Source organism: Pseudomonas sp. CCI4.2 (genome assembly GCF_034350045.1).
GTDB lineage: Bacteria > Pseudomonadota > Gammaproteobacteria > Pseudomonadales > Pseudomonadaceae > Aquipseudomonas.
The window spans coordinates 410,921-426,716 of sequence record NZ_CP133781.1; the positions used below are offsets into that span (position 1 = coordinate 410,921).

Consider the following 15,796-nt stretch of genomic DNA (forward strand, 5'->3'; position numbering starts at 1 on the left):
CGTCAGAGCGGCGGGTTTTTGCTGCTTGGTGCATCGCTAAGGGTGTGCCGTGCCCCTTGAACCCACTCACACCAAAGCGCACCCTGAGGAAATGTAAGGCTAATAAGAATTAGGATGTGCCCATGTTCGATATCAGCAAATTCCCTGTCGCCGATGCCGTGCGCACTGCCGCGCAGCTCAGCGAAGACGACTATCAGACGCTGTATCAACAATCGGTCGATCATCCGGATGCGTTCTGGGCGGAACAGGCCAAGCGCTTTCTTGACTGGTCAAAACCCTGGCAACAGGTGCATCAGGCGGACATAAAAACCGGAGAAGCCAGTTGGTTCAAGGGCGGCGAACTGAACGTCAGCTATAACTGCATCGACCGCCATCTTAAAGACCAAAGCGAGCAGATTGCGATCATCTGGGAAGGCGATAACCCTTCCGAATCCGCTGAAATCACCTACAAAAAATTGCACAACAACGTCGGGCGTCTGGCCAATGTGCTTAAAGGCCGTGGCGTGAAAAAGGGTGATCGGGTGTGTATTTACATGCCCATGATCCCCGAGGCTGCCTATGCGATGCTGGCCTGCGCGCGCATCGGCGCCGTGCATTCGGTAGTGTTTGGTGGTTTTTCACCGGATGCGCTGCGTGATCGCATCCTGGATGCTGATTGCCGTGTGGTGATCACCGCGGATGAAGGCGTGCGCGGCGGCAAATACATTGCGCTTAAAGAGAACGTCGATGCTGCGCTGCAAAGCTGTCCAGACGTGCATACCGTGCTGGTGGTCGAGCGCACTCAGGGGGAAATTGACTGGGTGACCGGCCGTGACATCTGGTATCACGAAGCCGTTAGCGGCATCAGCAACGACTGCCCACCTGAGCCGATGGACGCTGAAGATCCACTGTTCATCCTCTACACCTCCGGCAGTACCGGCAAACCCAAAGGCGTATTGCACACCACTGGCGGCTATTTGTTGCAAGCGGCGATGACGTTCCAGCATGTATTTGACTACCGCGACGGTGAAGTCTTCTGGTGCACCGCCGACGTCGGTTGGGTCACCGGCCACAGCTACAGTGTTTACGGCCCGCTGGCGAACGGCGCGACCACGCTCATTTTCGAAGGTGTGCCTAACTTTCCAGACGCCTCGCGCTTCTGGCAGGTCATCGATAAGCATCACGTCAATATTTTCTACACCGCGCCCACCGCCCTGCGCGCCCTGATGCGTGAGGGCCCAGCAGCGTTGCAAACGACATCGCGTGACAGCCTGCGCCTGCTTGGCAGTGTCGGTGAACCCATTAACCCGGAAGCTTGGGAATGGTATTTCCATAAAGTCGGCAAAGAGCGCTGCCCCATCATCGATACGTGGTGGCAGACCGAAACCGGCGGCATCATGCTCACCCCCTTGATCAGCGCTCAACACGTTAAACCCGGCTGCGCCACACGCCCGATGTTTGGCGTACAACCGGTGCTACTGGATGAACAAGGCAAGGAAATCAGTGGCGCTGGCAGCGGTCTTTTAGCCATCAAGGCCAGTTGGCCGGGGCAGATTCGAAGTATTTATGGCGACCGCCAGCGCATGGTTGAAACCTATTTCAAACCCTACCCCGGTTACTACTTCACCGGCGACGGCGCACGCCGCGATGAAGACGGTGATTACTGGATCACCGGACGTGTGGACGATGTAATCAACGTGTCGGGACACCGCATTGGCACGGCGGAAGTTGAAAGCGCTCTGTTGTTGCACGACAGCATCGCCGAGGCAGCAGTAGTCGGCTATCCCCACGACGTGAAAGGCATGGGCATTTACGCGTTCGTCACGCCCATGGATGGGGTTGAGGCTGATGACGCGTTGAAGAAACAACTGCTGGCGCATGTCACCAAAGAAATCGGCAGCTTTGCCAAACCCGAATTGATCCAATGGGCACCGGCACTGCCGAAAACCCGTTCGGGTAAAATCATGCGTCGCATCTTGCGCAAGATCGCCTGTAACGAACTGGACAGTTTGGGCGATACTTCGACGTTGGCCGACCCGAGCGTGGTTGAAGGCCTGATTGATAAACGCCTGAACCGTTGAGCCTGCCGAACCCATGGAATTCATACGTAGCCGTATCGAAACACAAGTCATGAGCCTGACCGGATTGTCCCTTGGCCAACTGGACCTGGAAAACCCAAAAGGTGATCCGGGCTTATTTGGCCCCCAGGCCATTTGCTGGCAAGTGCATGCCGACTTCAGCAGCATGCTGATCGGTGGCATCAGCGCGTTATTGCTGCAAGCGCTGCACCCACTGGCCCTGGCCGGGGTCTGGGATCACTCGACTTTTCGCCACGACATGATGGGCCGCCTGCGTCGGACCGGGCAATTTATTGCCGGTACCACGTTCGGCTCGACTCAGGACGCCAACTGGCTGATCGAGAAGGTGCGCACTATTCACCTGCAAGTGACCGGCACCGCCCCGGATGGCCGGCCGTATGCGGCCAGTGACCCGGACCTGCTGACATGGGTGCATGTCGCCGAAGTCAGCAGCTTCCTGGGTGCTCATCTGCGCTACTGCAATCCGGATCTTTCCGTCGTCGATCAGGACCGTTACTACGCCGAAGTTGCAATCATTGCCGAACGGCTCGGAGCGCGCGACGTACCACGCTCGTCCCAAGCGGTTGCTGATTACCTGGAACGAATGCGCCCCCAGTTGTTATGCGATGAGCGCAGCCTGGAGGTGTTAAGCCGGTTATTAGCCGCGCCCGCACCGAGTAGACTGGCCAAGCCGTTTGGCGCATTGATGATGCAAGCCGGCATTGAGTTGTTACCGCTCTGGGCCTGCAGTTTGTTTGGCTTGAGCCAACATCCGCTGCAGCGCTCGATGATTCGCGCCGGCGTTAAACGCAGTTCACCAGTGTTGCGCTGGGCAATGCGTAACGGTTCGGTTCATCGCGCCCATCGCCGAATGGGCCTGGCTTACAAATAGGCGAAGAGAAGCCGTCGTTGGAACCCACCCGGCGATGTGTGACACCATATGCCGCCGTTGTCACCGCTACTGCTACTGCCGCAGCGAATCGGGCCGAACATACCTGGCCCGACGCACATTTATTAATTGTGAGGACCTGCCATGCAAGACGTCGTAATTGTTGCCGCTACCCGTACCGCAGTCGGTGCATTTCAGGGGGCTCTGGCAAATATTTCCGCAGTCGATCTAGGCGCTGCCGTCATTCGTCAACTGCTGGCACAAACCGGCCTTGATCCGGCTGAAGTCGATGAAGTGATCATGGGCCACGTATTGACCGCTGGTGCAGGACAGAACCCTGCCCGTCAATCAGCAATCAAGGCAGGCCTTCCCTTCGCCGTTCCCGCCATGACGCTGAACAAGGTCTGCGGCTCGGGCTTGAAAGCGTTGCATTTGGCAACCCAGGCCATTCGCTGTGGCGACGCCGACGTCATCATCGCTGGCGGCCAGGAAAACATGAGCTTGTCTAACTATGTAATGCCCGGCGCACGTACCGGTCTGCGCATGGGCAACAGCACCTTGATCGACACCATGATCAGCGATGGTCTGTGGGATGCATTCAATGACTACCACATGGGTATCACCGCCGAAAACCTGGCCGACAAGTACAGCATCACTCGCGAAGCACAAGACGCGTTCTCGGCTGCTTCGCAGCAGAAAGCCGTAGCGGCCATCGAAGCCGGGCGTTTTGTCGATGAAATCACCCCGATTCTGATTCCTCAGCGCAAAGGCGACCCGGTGTCGTTTGCCACAGACGAGCAGCCACGCGCTGGCACCACGGCCGAATCCTTGGGCAAACTCAAGCCTGCGTTCAAAAAAGACGGCACCGTGACCGCGGGCAATGCTTCGTCGCTGAATGACGGCGCCGCTGCGGTGATTTTGATGAGCGCCGCCAAGGCTGAAAAACTTGGGCTGCCGGTACTCGCACGCATCGCGGCATACGCCAACGCGGGCGTCGACCCAGCAATCATGGGCATCGGCCCTGTGAGCGCCACCCGCCGCTGCCTCGCAAAAGCCGGCTGGTCGATTGACCAACTGGACCTCATCGAAGCCAACGAAGCCTTCGCCGCTCAATCACTGTCGGTGGCCAAAGAGTTGGGCTGGGACATGAATAAAGTCAACGTCAACGGCGGCGCCATCGCGTTGGGCCACCCTATTGGCGCGTCAGGCTGCCGGGTGCTGGTGACCTTGCTCCACGAGATGATCAAACGCGACGCCAAAAAAGGCTTGGCAACCCTGTGCATCGGCGGCGGCCAAGGCGTGGCATTGGCGTTGTCTCGCTGACAGATCACCTGTAGGAACCAACTTGTTGGCGAAGGTCGCCGCGCGGTGTATCCGGCATGCCGCCTCGCAAACAAGTTGGCGCTTACGAATGCGCAGGCATGACCTGATGCACCGCTCTGTTGCTTAACTGTTAAACTGCCGCGCCCATTTCCAACCAAGGCGCGGTGCATGTCTTCCTTGAATCAGGCGCTCAGCGTCGCCCTCGATAACCGTCAGTCATTGCTCGCCGAGCTGCATGAGCAAGGCACGGATTGTTATCGCCTGTTTCACGGCAGCCAAGAAGGCGCCAGCGGCCTGACCATCGACCGTTATGGCCCGCAATTGCTGGTGCAAAGTTTCCACAACGCGCTCGAACACGACGAGTTGTTAGCGCTGCATGCCGCCGTCAATGCACGCCTGGGAATCGATACGCAATTGGTCTACAACGACCGCTCACACGGTAACTCACGCATCGACCGCAACGACGCTGTCTACACGGCAGACCAAGCGGCGCTTGGTGATTTGATTGGCCATGAGTGGGGATTGAACTACCGCGTGCGCGGGCGACACGCCGGTCAAGATCCGCTGTTGTTTCTCGACTTGCGTAACACCCGGGGCTGGATCAAACAGCACAGTGCCGGAAAAACCGTACTCAACCTGTTTTCCTACACCTGTGGCGTCGGCCTGAGTGCCGCTGCGGGAGGTGCACGAGAAGTCAGCAATCTGGATTTTGCAGAGGGTAACCTGGCAGTCGGCCGGGAAAACGGCCTGCTGAACCCCGAACTTAAACCGATGAAGTTCGTGCAATCCGACTATTTTCCGGCCATTCGTCAACTGGCAGGGCTACCCATCGCCCCGCGTCGTGGAAACAAGCTGCCGGACTATCCGCGTCTTGAGCAGCGGCAATACGACCTGGTGTTTCTCGATCCGCCCGCCTGGGCGAAAAGTGCGTTTGGCACCGTGGACTTGCTCCGCGACTACCAAAGTCTGCTCAAGCCTGCCGTGCTCACCACCGCCCCTAACGGGATTCTGATTTGCTGCAACAACCTTGCGAAAGTCAGCATGGAGGATTGGCGCGAACAGGTTCTACGCTGTGCCACTAAAGTCGGGCGCCCGGTACGCGAGTGGCAGGTGATGACCCCGGGCAGTGACTTTCCGTCCATGGACCAGCAGCCACCCCTCAAAACACTAATTTTGCAGTTTTAAATAAAACGCAGCTTGGGACGTTTCCTACAACAGACGAGGCCGTTTCTTCGGAACCAGTTTCGCGTGCCATACTCAAAGGACCTCCGATAGAGAGACGACGCCTCACATGTCCAAAGGATTGATTCGCGCCATTGGCGCCTTGCTGACCGTCATCGCACTTTACAGCGTACTGGGCTTTCTGATTTTGCCCGGCATCGCACTGCGTATCGTCAACCAACAACTGGCCAATTACTCAACGGTTCCGGCAAAGCTTGATCGGCTGGAACTTAACCCCTTCAGCCTGGAAGTTACCCTCTGGGGCCTGAACATTGGTACGCCGGGTCTGGAACAAATTGGCTTCGAGCGCCTGTACGCCAACCTGCAAATCGACAGTTTATGGACTCGCGCCCTGCATTTGGAGGCCATTGAGCTGGATAAACCCAAGACTGAGCTGCGGTTCGGCAAAGATGGAACGCTGAATCTGGCACAGTTGTTCAAGCTGCCGCCAACTGAGCCCGCCAAAGACCAACCGTCCAGCAAGCCGTTCCCGATGCGCATCGATCAAATAAAACTGGCCGGGGGCTATGTTCACTTCCAGGACCTGCGCCCCAGCGAACCGATTGAATTTTTGTACGACGCGCTCAACTTTGAATTGAAGAACCTCAGCACCCTGCCCGAAGACGATGCCGACATGACCTTAGTCGCGGCAGGCCCCGAAGGCGGCCAGATTGATTGGGTTGGACGTATCAGCCTGGTTCCGATTACCTCTGAAGGCAAACTCAAAGTCACTGACGGCAAGATGAAAGTCTGGTGGCCGTATGTACGCGACGCCCTGCCGCTGGAACTAAAGGATGGCGTTCTCAACTTCAGCACCGATTACACGCTGAGCTTGGCCAAAGGAACGGAATTGTTGTTAAGCAACACCGCGTTGAGTGTTGCGCCTCTTGCCATAGACACGCCTGACGGTCGGCCGCTGGTGCGCCTTGACCGCCTCGATGTCAGCGAAACCTCTATCGACTTGGCTAAACAGTTAGTCACGGTTGGCAAGATCCGCAGCAATAAACTGGAAACCTGGGCCGCTCGCGAAGCCGATGGCCAGCTCGACTGGCAGAAGCTGTTCGCCAGCCAGCCAAAAACACCGGCCCCCGCAGCTTTAAAGGCGCCAGCAGCGGCTGCAGGCAATGCTCCAGAAGTAGCGGCACAACCTATTGCGCCGAGCAAACCGTGGCAGGTGCTGTTACGTGATGTGCAACTGCGCGACTACCACATCCATCTGGCGGACCGAGTTCCAAAGGAACCAGTGGCATTGGAAGTAGGTCCGCTAAATCTGGATCTGCAGAACTTCGACAGCCTTAACAAGTCACCTTTTACGCTTAAACTCGACACTGGGTTGGGCAAACAGGGCCACATTACAGCGGCTGGCGGCGTCAATCTGAGCCCGGTCAGTGCCAAACTGCAAGTCAGCACCAAAGACATCGACCTGCGCCTGGCGCAGTCCTATATCACTCCATATATCCGCCTGGAATTGCGCAGCGGAATGCTTGGCAGTGATTTGGCAGTCAACCTGAAAAGCACAGAACCCCTGGCCCTCGGGATCACCGGCAAAGCGCAAATCGACCAACTGCACACACTCGACACCATCAAGCAGCGCGACTTTCTCAAATGGCAGCAGCTGGGTCTTGAAGGTGTGGACTTCGAACTCGGTGATCACCTGACGATAGCCAAAGTGAATCTGGTGCAACCTTACGCGCGGTTCATCATCAACGATGACCACACCACCAACATAGATGACCTGCTGATCAAACAGCCTGCTGACAGCAACAAACCCGCCGCAAAAGCCTCGGCAACCGTTGCTGCTAAAGGTCCCAACCCGATGGGTATTCGCATCGGTGAAGTGAGTATCAATGACGGTTCAGCCAACTTCGCCGACCTCAGTCTCACACCCAACTTCGCCACAGCGATTCAGCAGCTCAACGGTAAGATTGGCACCCTGGATAATCGTCAGCCAAAACCTGCAACCGTCGATATTAACGGCAAGGTTGACCGCTACGCACCCGTCACAATCAAGGGCAGTCTGAATCCCTTCGATCCATTGGCAAGCCTAGACATTGCCACCAGTTTCAAGCGCGTAGAACTGACCACCCTGACGCCGTACTCAGGGAAGTTCGCAGGTTTCCGCATCCGCAAGGGCAGACTTAATCTCGACCTGCATTACATGATCACCAAAGGCCAGCTCAAAGCCGAAAACAAAGTGGTGGTCGAAGAACTGCAACTGGGTGAAAAAGTCGACAGCCCGAATGCAGTCGATCTACCCATTCGTTTGGCCATCGCCCTGCTCAAGGACACCGACGGCAAGATTTCCATTGAGCTTCCGATTTCCGGTGACCTGAACAGCCCGCAATTCAGCGTGATGCCGATTGTTTGGCAAACCTTGCGAAATCTGGTTTTGCGCGCCGCTCAGGCGCCCTTCAAATTCATTGGTGGGTTAATCAGCGGCGGCGACTCTCAAGACCTCGGCACTGTGGCGTTCGCGCCGGGTGCCACCGACCTGAGCCCCGACGCGCAATCCGCGCTAAACAAGCTTGCAGGGGCCTTGAAAGAGCGCCCGACGCTGCGTTTAGAGATCGAGGGCACCAGCGCAGAAAGCAGCGACGGTCCATTGATTGCCGAGCAGCGTCTTCAGCGCGAGTACCAAAGCACCTATTACAAGATTCTTCAGCGACGTGGAGATAAAGTTCCTGCGCAGGCGTCATTGCTGCCCGTGCCGGAAAACGAAAAACCGCCGATGCTGGAAGCGATCTACCGGGACCACTTGAAACAGCAACCGCCGGCCGAGTGGGCCGAGCAGGGCAAAGAAGACCGCGCCGCGAAAATGCATGATGCGGTGATCAAATCCTGGAGCTCCAATACGGTGCTACTGCGGCAGTTGGGTCAAGCGCGCGCCAGCAGCATCAAGGATTACCTGGTCGACAAGGCGAAGCTGACGGACGAGCGGATTTTCTTTGTGGATGCGAGTTTGGGTAAAGCTGAAGCGGATGGTCGGGTAGTCAGTCAACTGCATTTGGATAGCGAATAAACCATGCGAGTAAGTCGTTTTTTGTTTCTGATAGTGGCCGGATTGACCCATCAAGCGCAGGCAGACAGCCTGCGCTGTGGGAGCCAGTTGATAAGCTCCGGGGATCACGAATTTGAAGTGCAACAGAAATGCGGCGAACCCGCCGCTCGTAACCTGATCGGCTATTTACACAGCCCCAACCGGCGCGAAGAAGTGCAGATTGATGAGTGGATCTACGGCCCCACCAACGGCATGTATCAGTACCTTCGTTTTGAAGGCGGACGCCTGATTGGAATCAACAGCAAGCGCGGCAATTGACTCGCGTCTCTTTATTCCGTCTTAAATAGAACAGGCCCCGGCGCGAACGTCGGGGCCTGTAACAACCCTATCTCTAAGGCTTGGCATAAACCTTCAATGCATCAGCTGATACCTTCCTTCGCTATCAACTGACGTTACCGATGGTAGTAGCGAGCGTGTTACTGAGCCTTAAGGCCTGCAGCGGACACAGCTTTAACACCTTTGATTTTCTTGGTGATGGCAACAGCCATGTCTTTCTGGGACTGAGTGATTGCTACAGTTGACGACAGGGAAACCACGCCTTTGTTGGTTTCTACCTTAATGTCAGTGCCTGGAATGCCTTTTTCAGTGACCAGATCGGATTTGACCTTGGTGGTGATCCAAGTGTCGGAAGTTGCGCCTTCTGCCGTAGTCATCGTGCTAGCAGCAACCACCATTGGAGCCTGGGTAGTTGTAGTTTGAGCGAAAGCCGAGTTAGCCATGGTGAATGTAAGGGCAGTGGCAGCAGCGGCGGCAATAGCGAACTTATTCATATTCATACGAGTCACTCCTGTTTTTCTCAGAATCTGCGCCCGTTTCGTTGGCCGCAGGGTTACAGGTGGTATCGCAAGCGCTGTGCCATTTTTCAATATAAAAAAAACCTTTGAAAAACATGTAGTTGTACAACAATGTTAACGCTGGATTCGTGCAAATTGCACGTTCACTGTGTCGCTTGCGTGCAGGATGCATGTTTTCGTTAGCTGAAATATTGGCTGAAACCATAACGTCCTAAAAACACTCAAAAATTAGCGCCCAGTTTCCGTTGCAGCTAATGGCGCTGCCGCTGACAGTAGCAGCGAAATGCACAACCCCGTTTCCCGGGCCACATCAGAGAAGCCGAGCTCTACGTCAGCACCTATCCGCTGCGCGATGGCGCTGACGATAGAAAGACCTAAACCTGATCCCACTTGGTCGCTTCCAAGCGTGCGATAAAACGGGTCGAACACCCTAAGCCTTTCGTTAACTGAAATCCCTGGGCCCGAATCCTTGATTTGCAATCGCGCGCGCTGCCCCTCAACGGCAACTGATAGGTCGACTCGTCCCTCGTTGGGCGTATAGCGGATGGCGTTATCGACCAAATTTTTGATCACGGTGATCAGATCGAATTCGTGAACCAAAACCCACACGTCTAGATCTCCCTCCACGCCAATATCAATATGCTTGGCCTCAGCCAAAGGAAGCAGGTCTTCCAAAACATGCCGATATACACCTAGTACAGAAACCGCTGACCTTGGCAGGTCCAGCGCGGTTTGAGCTTTGGCTAAGGTCAGGAGCTGATCGAGAAGGTTCCGGCTACGCTCAATGCCTCGTCGCAACAATACCAATCGGGCTTGCGCCTGCGAGGACATGTCAGCCTCAGCCAAGCGCTCAGCCTGCAACGAAAGGGCCGTCAGTGGCGACCGCAGCTCATGCGCCGCATCCGCGACAAAGCGCCGCTGAGTGTCCATTGATTGCTCAACGCGGTTAAGCAGGCGATTAATTGCGACGACAAAGGGACGAATCTCTGCCGGTAGATGACTTTCCTTCACCGGATGTAACTCCTGCTCTGCGCGCTGATCGATCTCAACGGACAAGGCAGTAATCGGAAGAAAAATCTTACGCACAAGGTCGGCGACTACCAAGAGCAGGATCGGCACCAGAATCAGCAGTGGTATGACGGAACGCAACGCGCTGTCGCGTGCGATTTCATCGCGAACACTTGCTTCCTGCGCCAAGGCAATTCGCCGCTTACTGGCCATTGTTTTAACGAGTACCCGGAACGGTTCGCCACCCACATCAAGGGTATGCAAACCATCCGACAACGTAGTGGGCAGGGGTAATGGTGCATACTCGTCGTTTCCCAGAGCCTTGCCATCGCCATCCGCGAGGTACTGAACGATAACGCGGAACTCAGCATCATCGTCTTGGGCCTGACTGTCTTTACTGAAACCTATTATTGGAAGGTGCTGACGGTCGTAGATCGACGCAACCTGCCGTAACACATCATCCTGCAGCTCGTTGGCTTCGTCGAACGCGGACATAAATGAAAAAATGCCGGCTGCAATGGCCACGACAAGAATCGCCAACGCCAATGAAAAAGAAAGCCTGAGCTGAATCGACTCGCTCATGCGTTTTTTGAAACCATCCATCCTACCCCCCTGACGTTTTTGATCGCGTCGCTCCCCAGTTTGCGACGCAGGGCGTGGATCAGAAACTCTACCGCATTGCTTTCAACTTCTTCTCCCCAACCGTAGATGCGGTCTTCGAGATCGCTGCGAGAAAGAATCGCACCCGGCCGCACTAATAGCGCGTGCAGCAAGGCGAATTCACGATTGGAAAGCTGCACCGGGGTACCATTGTTGACCACGGACTCGCGTGTAGCAGGGTCAAGTGACAGCATACCGTTGCTGAGTAATGGAATCGCGCTCCCGCCTTTGCGCCTAAGCACCGCACGCATGCGCGCAAGCAACTCGGCCATCTCGAATGGTTTGAGCACATAATCATCAGCGCCGCCGTCCAGACCGCGCAACCGATCATCAAGGCCGTCCCGTGCGGTGATAATCAGCAACGGCACCGGATTGTCGCTAGCGCGGATGCTACGCAATACTTCCAACCCATCCTTGCCGGGTAGCCCGAGGTCGAGCAGCACCAAATCGTAGTGTTCGCTGCCGAGTGTCGTCAGTGCGGCGTGACCATTTTTTACCCAGTCCGCCGCGTAGGACGAATCCCTTAGGGCAGCCTGAATGGTTTCTCCAATCATGACGTCATCTTCGACCAGCAATACCCGCATGTCCGCAGTTCTCTTTACAAACGAGCCTGATAATAGATCCCTGCGCCTTACTGCGCAGCAACTACGATCCCTTTAGAAGCTAAACCCTATCGTGAGAGCCCCTAGAGGTAAGTCCGATCAATCAGCTCGTCAATACGGTATTTACAGGCCATCGAATTTTTTCAACAAATCTGTCATGGCTGCTTTGCAATCGGCTTGGTTGGGGATGCCGGTGCGCAGTGCCTCGATAGATCGATCAATGGCCTTGTCGATCATATGCCAGTCGTCCGCGGCGCGAGGCTTCAGGCCCGCTTCTGCAGAGTCCCAAGCGAGCTCCAAATCCTTGATGCGCGATTTGGCAGCAGGCAAATCGCCCTTGTCTACGATGGCCGCGACATCGGCGGCGATACTGCGAAAAGCTGACAAATCACCCAGTTTGGAAGATGACTTAGTTTGGCCGGCTAATGACGTCTGGGTCGATGGCGCCGCAGGTACGGCGCTTAACTTGGTTTTGTCGTCGGGTTTCGAGCACCCGGCGGCAAGCGTTAGCAGCGCAATGGCTGAAGCAATCGAGGCTGAACGTATTAGCGAATGAAAACGATGCATGATTTTTCCTTGGATTATTAAGTGGGTTATTTCGTGATCTGTGCAGAGGTACGGCTGCCAACGGTGATTTGCGCCACCGCCACCAGGATTACAATCACGGTCAAGAAGAGGGCGCTGGTCCACATAGCGCCCATGCCGAAACCGCCATAGGTTTTGGCTTGGGTCAGCAGATCGCCCAGGGATGCGCCAAAAGGTCGAGTCAGGATGTAGCCGATCCAGAAGGTCAAGACAGCGTTGCCGCCAAGGCGCCAGGCGATGTAGCTGAGCGCAATCAAAGCACCGAAAATCATCGCTCCTAACGTGAACCCGAGGCCCAGCGCTTCAGTCGCCAGATCACCCGCTGCGGTGCCCAATGCGAAGGTGCAAAGGATGGTCGCCCAGTAAAATAACTCTCTACGGAGCGTGGATATCTCGTGGATGGACAGGGTTCGTTCGACTTGATACCAGACCGCAAATATCACCGCCAATGTCACGGCAAACACCCCGGTGCTGACATACAAACTCACGCCCAGGCCATCGGTAAGCAGGTCGGTGATCTGCGTGCCCACCACACTGACCAACACCACCGTTAGCCAGTAAGTCCAGGGCGTATGACGGCGTGTGCGCAGTTGCAGAACCAGGGCGATGGTTAACAGTGCGCCCATCACCCAGCTTGTCAGCCCCTGCCCCCATCCGGCATCGACAGCCAGGTAATCGGCGCCGGTTTCACCGACAGTGGTCGACATGATCTTTATGATCCAGAAAGCTAGGGTGACTTCGGGAACCTTGTTTAACCAGTTTGATATCGAAGGTATTGTCTGGGCGGTCATTGGCTTTAGCTCCTGACGATGCGAGTAGGTCATGCAGCAAGTCTGACCGACGAAACTTAGGCCACCCATAGGAACGTGAGACCAAAAAAAAACCGCTTCCTCAAGAGAGGAAACGGTTTTCTTAAACTGAACCAGAGGCCGGCTTTAGCAACCGGCCCTTAGTCCATATTTAGCGTAGGGCTAATTACACACCGGACGCTTTTGCTGCTGCTACGTCTTTGATCGACAGCTTGATACGGCCGCGGTTATCGACGTCCAGTACCAGTACTTCGACTTCCTGACCTTCTTGCAGAACGTCGGTCACTTTCTCAACGCGAGCATCGCTCAGCATGGAGATGTGAACCAGACCGTCTTTACCAGGCAGGATGTTGACGAATGCACCGAAGTCGACAATGCGCTCAACCTTACCGATGTAGATTTTGCCGATTTCCGCTTCAGCAGTGATGCCCAGAACGCGTTGACGTGCTGCTTCAGCCGCTTCTTTGGTTTCGCCGAAAATCTTGATGGTGCCATCGTCTTCGATGTCGATCGAAGCTTTGGTTTCTTCACAGATCGCACGGATAGTCGCACCGCCTTTACCGATAACATCACGGATTTTGTCGGTGTCGATTTTCATCGCGATCATGGTCGGTGCGTTTTCCGACAACTCGGTACGCGAACCGGCAAGAATCTTGTTCATCTGACCAAGGATGTTCAGGCGCGCTTCCAGGGCTTGGCCCAGAGCGATTTCCATGATTTCTTCGGTGATGCCTTTGATCTTGATGTCCATCTGCAGCGCGGTGACACCTTTAGCGGTACCGGCTACTTTGAAGTCCATGTCGCCCAAGTGATCTTCGTCACCGAGGATGTCGGTCAGGATGGCGAACTTCTCGCCTTCTTTAACCAGACCCATGGCAATACCGGCCACCGGTGCTTTCATCGGTACGCCAGCGTCCATCAATGCCAGGGAAGCACCGCACACCGACGCCATGGAGCTGGAGCCGTTGGATTCGGTGATTTCCGACACAATACGGATGGTGTAAGGGAACACGTCCGCAGCAGGCAACATCGCCTGTACGCTGCGACGAGCCAAACGACCGTGACCGATTTCGCGACGACCAGCACCACCCATGCGACCACATTCACCTACCGAGAACGGAGGGAAGTTGTAGTGCAGCATGAACGGGTCTTTGCGTTCGCCTTCCAGGGTGTCGAGCAGCTGTGCGTCCCGAGCGGTGCCCAGGGTCGCTACGACCAGCGCCTGAGTTTCGCCGCGGGTGAACAGCGCCGAACCGTGAGTCTTCGGCAAAACACCGACTTCGATGTTCAAAGGACGCACGGTGCGAGTGTCACGGCCGTCGATACGTGGCTTACCGTTTACGATGTTCTCGCGCACGGTGCGGTATTCGATTTCGCCGAAGGCTGCTTTGACTTCGCCAGCAGAAGGCTGGCCTTCTGCACCGGAAAGCTTGGCAACAATCTGGTCGCGCAACTCGCCCAGACGAGCATAACGCTCGTGCTTGACGGTGATGGTGTAAGCCTGGGAGATCGCGTCGCCGAACTCACTGCGGATCGCGGCCAACAGTTCGGTAGCTTCAGGCTTCGGCTGCCAGTCCCACGTAGGCTTGGCGGTTTCAGCGGCCAGTTCTTTGATGGCGTTGATCACCACCTGGAATTCGTCGTGGGCGAACAGAACGGCGCCCAACATCTGGTCTTCGGTCAGCTCTTTGGCTTCCGATTCAACCATCAATACCGCTTCCGACGTACCGGCAACAACCATGTCCAGGCTCGAAGCCTTGAGTTGCTCGTAAGTCGGGTTCAGCAGATAGCCGGTGCTTTCGTGGAAAGCAACGCGCGCGCAACCGATAGGGCCGTCGAACGGGATACCGGAGATTGCCAATGCAGCCGATGTACCAATCATGGCGGCAACGTCTGGATCAGTCTTTTTGCTGGTGGACAGAACGGTGCAGACAACCTGCACTTCGTTCATGAAACCTTCTGGAAACAGCGGACGGATCGGACGGTCGATCAGACGCGAAGTCAGGGTTTCTTTTTCGGAAGGACGGCCTTCACGCTTGAAAAAACCACCGGGGATCTTGCCCGCGGCGTAGGTCTTTTCCTGGTAGTGGACGGAAAGTGGGAAGAAGCCTTTACCTGCGTCAGCTTGCTTGGCACCGACCACAGTCACTAACACGCTGACGTCGTCGTCAACGGTGACCAATACTGCGCCGGAAGCTTGACGGGCGATACGGCCAGTCTCGAGGGTGACGGTCGATTGACCGAACTGGAATTTCTTGATTACCGGGTTCACGGTTTCCTACCTTCTTTGGTGGCTCTTGGGGGAACTGGTTTCTTGCGAATTCTTGGGCAGTGAAAGGGTTCGGACCTATCGACCGTCCAGATAAAACTTGAGGCTGGAAGCCTGCCAGACCGTTCGAGCAAACCCGAAAAGTCGTGACAAACAACCAACCTCTATCGACATCGCTATTAGCGACGCAGACCCAGACGACCGATCAGGGCGCTGTAACGGCTAACTTCTTTACCTTTCAGGTAATCCAGCAGCTTGCGACGCTGGTTTACCATACGGATCAGACCACGACGTGAGTGGTGATCTTTACCGTTGATCTTGAAGTGACCCTGCAATTTGTTGATGTTGGCGGTCAGCAGTGCAACTTGCACTTCTGGCGAACCAGTATCACCAACAGCTTGCTGGTAGTCGGCAACGATTTGAGCTTTTTCTTCAACGCTGAGTGCCATGTGGGCAATCCTTAATCACGGAAACCGCTCCAGAGAGACGATTTCAATAGGCCGAGGGCAAACCCCCGTATT

13 protein-coding genes are annotated in these 15,796 nt (G+C 55.7%); 6 read left to right on the forward strand and 7 right to left on the reverse strand.

Going from position 1 to position 15,796, the window contains the following annotated elements; genetic code table 11:
• Positions 1-122 precede the first annotated feature (122 nt).
• The 6 genes from acs (at position 123) to RHM65_RS01925 (ending at position 8,806) form a co-directional block, all read left to right on the forward strand.
• Positions 123-2,060, forward strand: coding sequence for an acetate--CoA ligase (acs, locus tag RHM65_RS01900; RefSeq protein ID WP_322167641.1), 1,938 nt, complete (start codon positions 123-125; stop codon positions 2,058-2,060).
• A gap of 13 nt (positions 2,061-2,073) precedes the next feature.
• Complete coding sequence (locus RHM65_RS01905) at positions 2,074-2,949, forward strand: oxygenase MpaB family protein (RefSeq protein ID WP_322167640.1); 876 nt, start codon at positions 2,074-2,076, stop codon at positions 2,947-2,949.
• A 141-nt stretch (positions 2,950-3,090) separates the two neighbouring features.
• Positions 3,091-4,269, forward strand: a complete 1,179-nt coding sequence (locus RHM65_RS01910; RefSeq protein WP_322167639.1) for an acetyl-CoA C-acetyltransferase — start codon at positions 3,091-3,093, stop codon at positions 4,267-4,269.
• A gap of 168 nt (positions 4,270-4,437) precedes the next feature.
• Positions 4,438-5,454: a class I SAM-dependent rRNA methyltransferase gene (locus RHM65_RS01915; RefSeq protein WP_322167638.1), complete on the forward strand. Its 1,017-nt coding sequence runs from the start codon at positions 4,438-4,440 to the stop codon at positions 5,452-5,454.
• Positions 5,455-5,560: 106 nt separating this feature from the next.
• Entirely contained in the window at positions 5,561-8,509 is a 2,949-nt protein-coding gene (locus tag RHM65_RS01920; RefSeq protein WP_322167637.1) for a DUF748 domain-containing protein, read from the forward strand.
• 3 nt (positions 8,510-8,512) lie between these two features.
• Positions 8,513-8,806, forward strand: coding sequence for a DUF2845 domain-containing protein (locus RHM65_RS01925; RefSeq protein ID WP_322167636.1), 294 nt, complete (start codon positions 8,513-8,515; stop codon positions 8,804-8,806).
• 158 nt (positions 8,807-8,964) lie between these two features.
• Here RHM65_RS01925 and RHM65_RS01930 read toward each other — a convergent pair whose 3' ends face one another.
• The 7 genes from RHM65_RS01930 to rpsO form a co-directional block, all read right to left on the reverse strand.
• Complete coding sequence (locus RHM65_RS01930) at positions 8,965-9,318, reverse strand: BON domain-containing protein (RefSeq protein ID WP_322170722.1); 354 nt, start codon at positions 9,316-9,318, stop codon at positions 8,965-8,967.
• A 252-nt stretch (positions 9,319-9,570) separates the two neighbouring features.
• Positions 9,571-10,953: a sensor histidine kinase gene (locus RHM65_RS01935; protein WP_322167635.1), complete on the reverse strand. Its 1,383-nt coding sequence runs from the start codon at positions 10,951-10,953 to the stop codon at positions 9,571-9,573.
• On the reverse strand, positions 10,929-11,594 hold the full coding sequence (locus RHM65_RS01940) for a response regulator transcription factor (RefSeq protein WP_322167634.1): 666 nt from the start codon (positions 11,592-11,594) through the stop codon (positions 10,929-10,931). The genes RHM65_RS01935 and RHM65_RS01940 overlap by 25 nt, the downstream gene beginning before the upstream one ends.
• 141 nt (positions 11,595-11,735) lie before the next feature.
• Complete coding sequence (locus RHM65_RS01945) at positions 11,736-12,179, reverse strand: hypothetical protein (protein ID WP_322167633.1); 444 nt, start codon at positions 12,177-12,179, stop codon at positions 11,736-11,738.
• A gap of 26 nt (positions 12,180-12,205) precedes the next feature.
• On the reverse strand, positions 12,206-12,988 hold the full coding sequence (locus RHM65_RS01950; protein WP_322167632.1) for a hypothetical protein: 783 nt from the start codon (positions 12,986-12,988) through the stop codon (positions 12,206-12,208).
• Between the two features lie 184 nt (positions 12,989-13,172).
• A complete protein-coding gene (pnp, locus tag RHM65_RS01955; RefSeq protein WP_322167631.1) occupies positions 13,173-15,278 on the reverse strand; it encodes a polyribonucleotide nucleotidyltransferase in 2,106 nt (701 codons plus the stop codon).
• Between the two features lie 176 nt (positions 15,279-15,454).
• Positions 15,455-15,724 carry a 30S ribosomal protein S15 gene (rpsO, locus tag RHM65_RS01960; protein WP_299832411.1) on the reverse strand — a complete coding sequence of 90 codons (270 nt, stop codon included), beginning with the start codon at positions 15,722-15,724 and terminating at the stop codon, positions 15,455-15,457.
• Positions 15,725-15,796 lie beyond the last annotated feature (72 nt).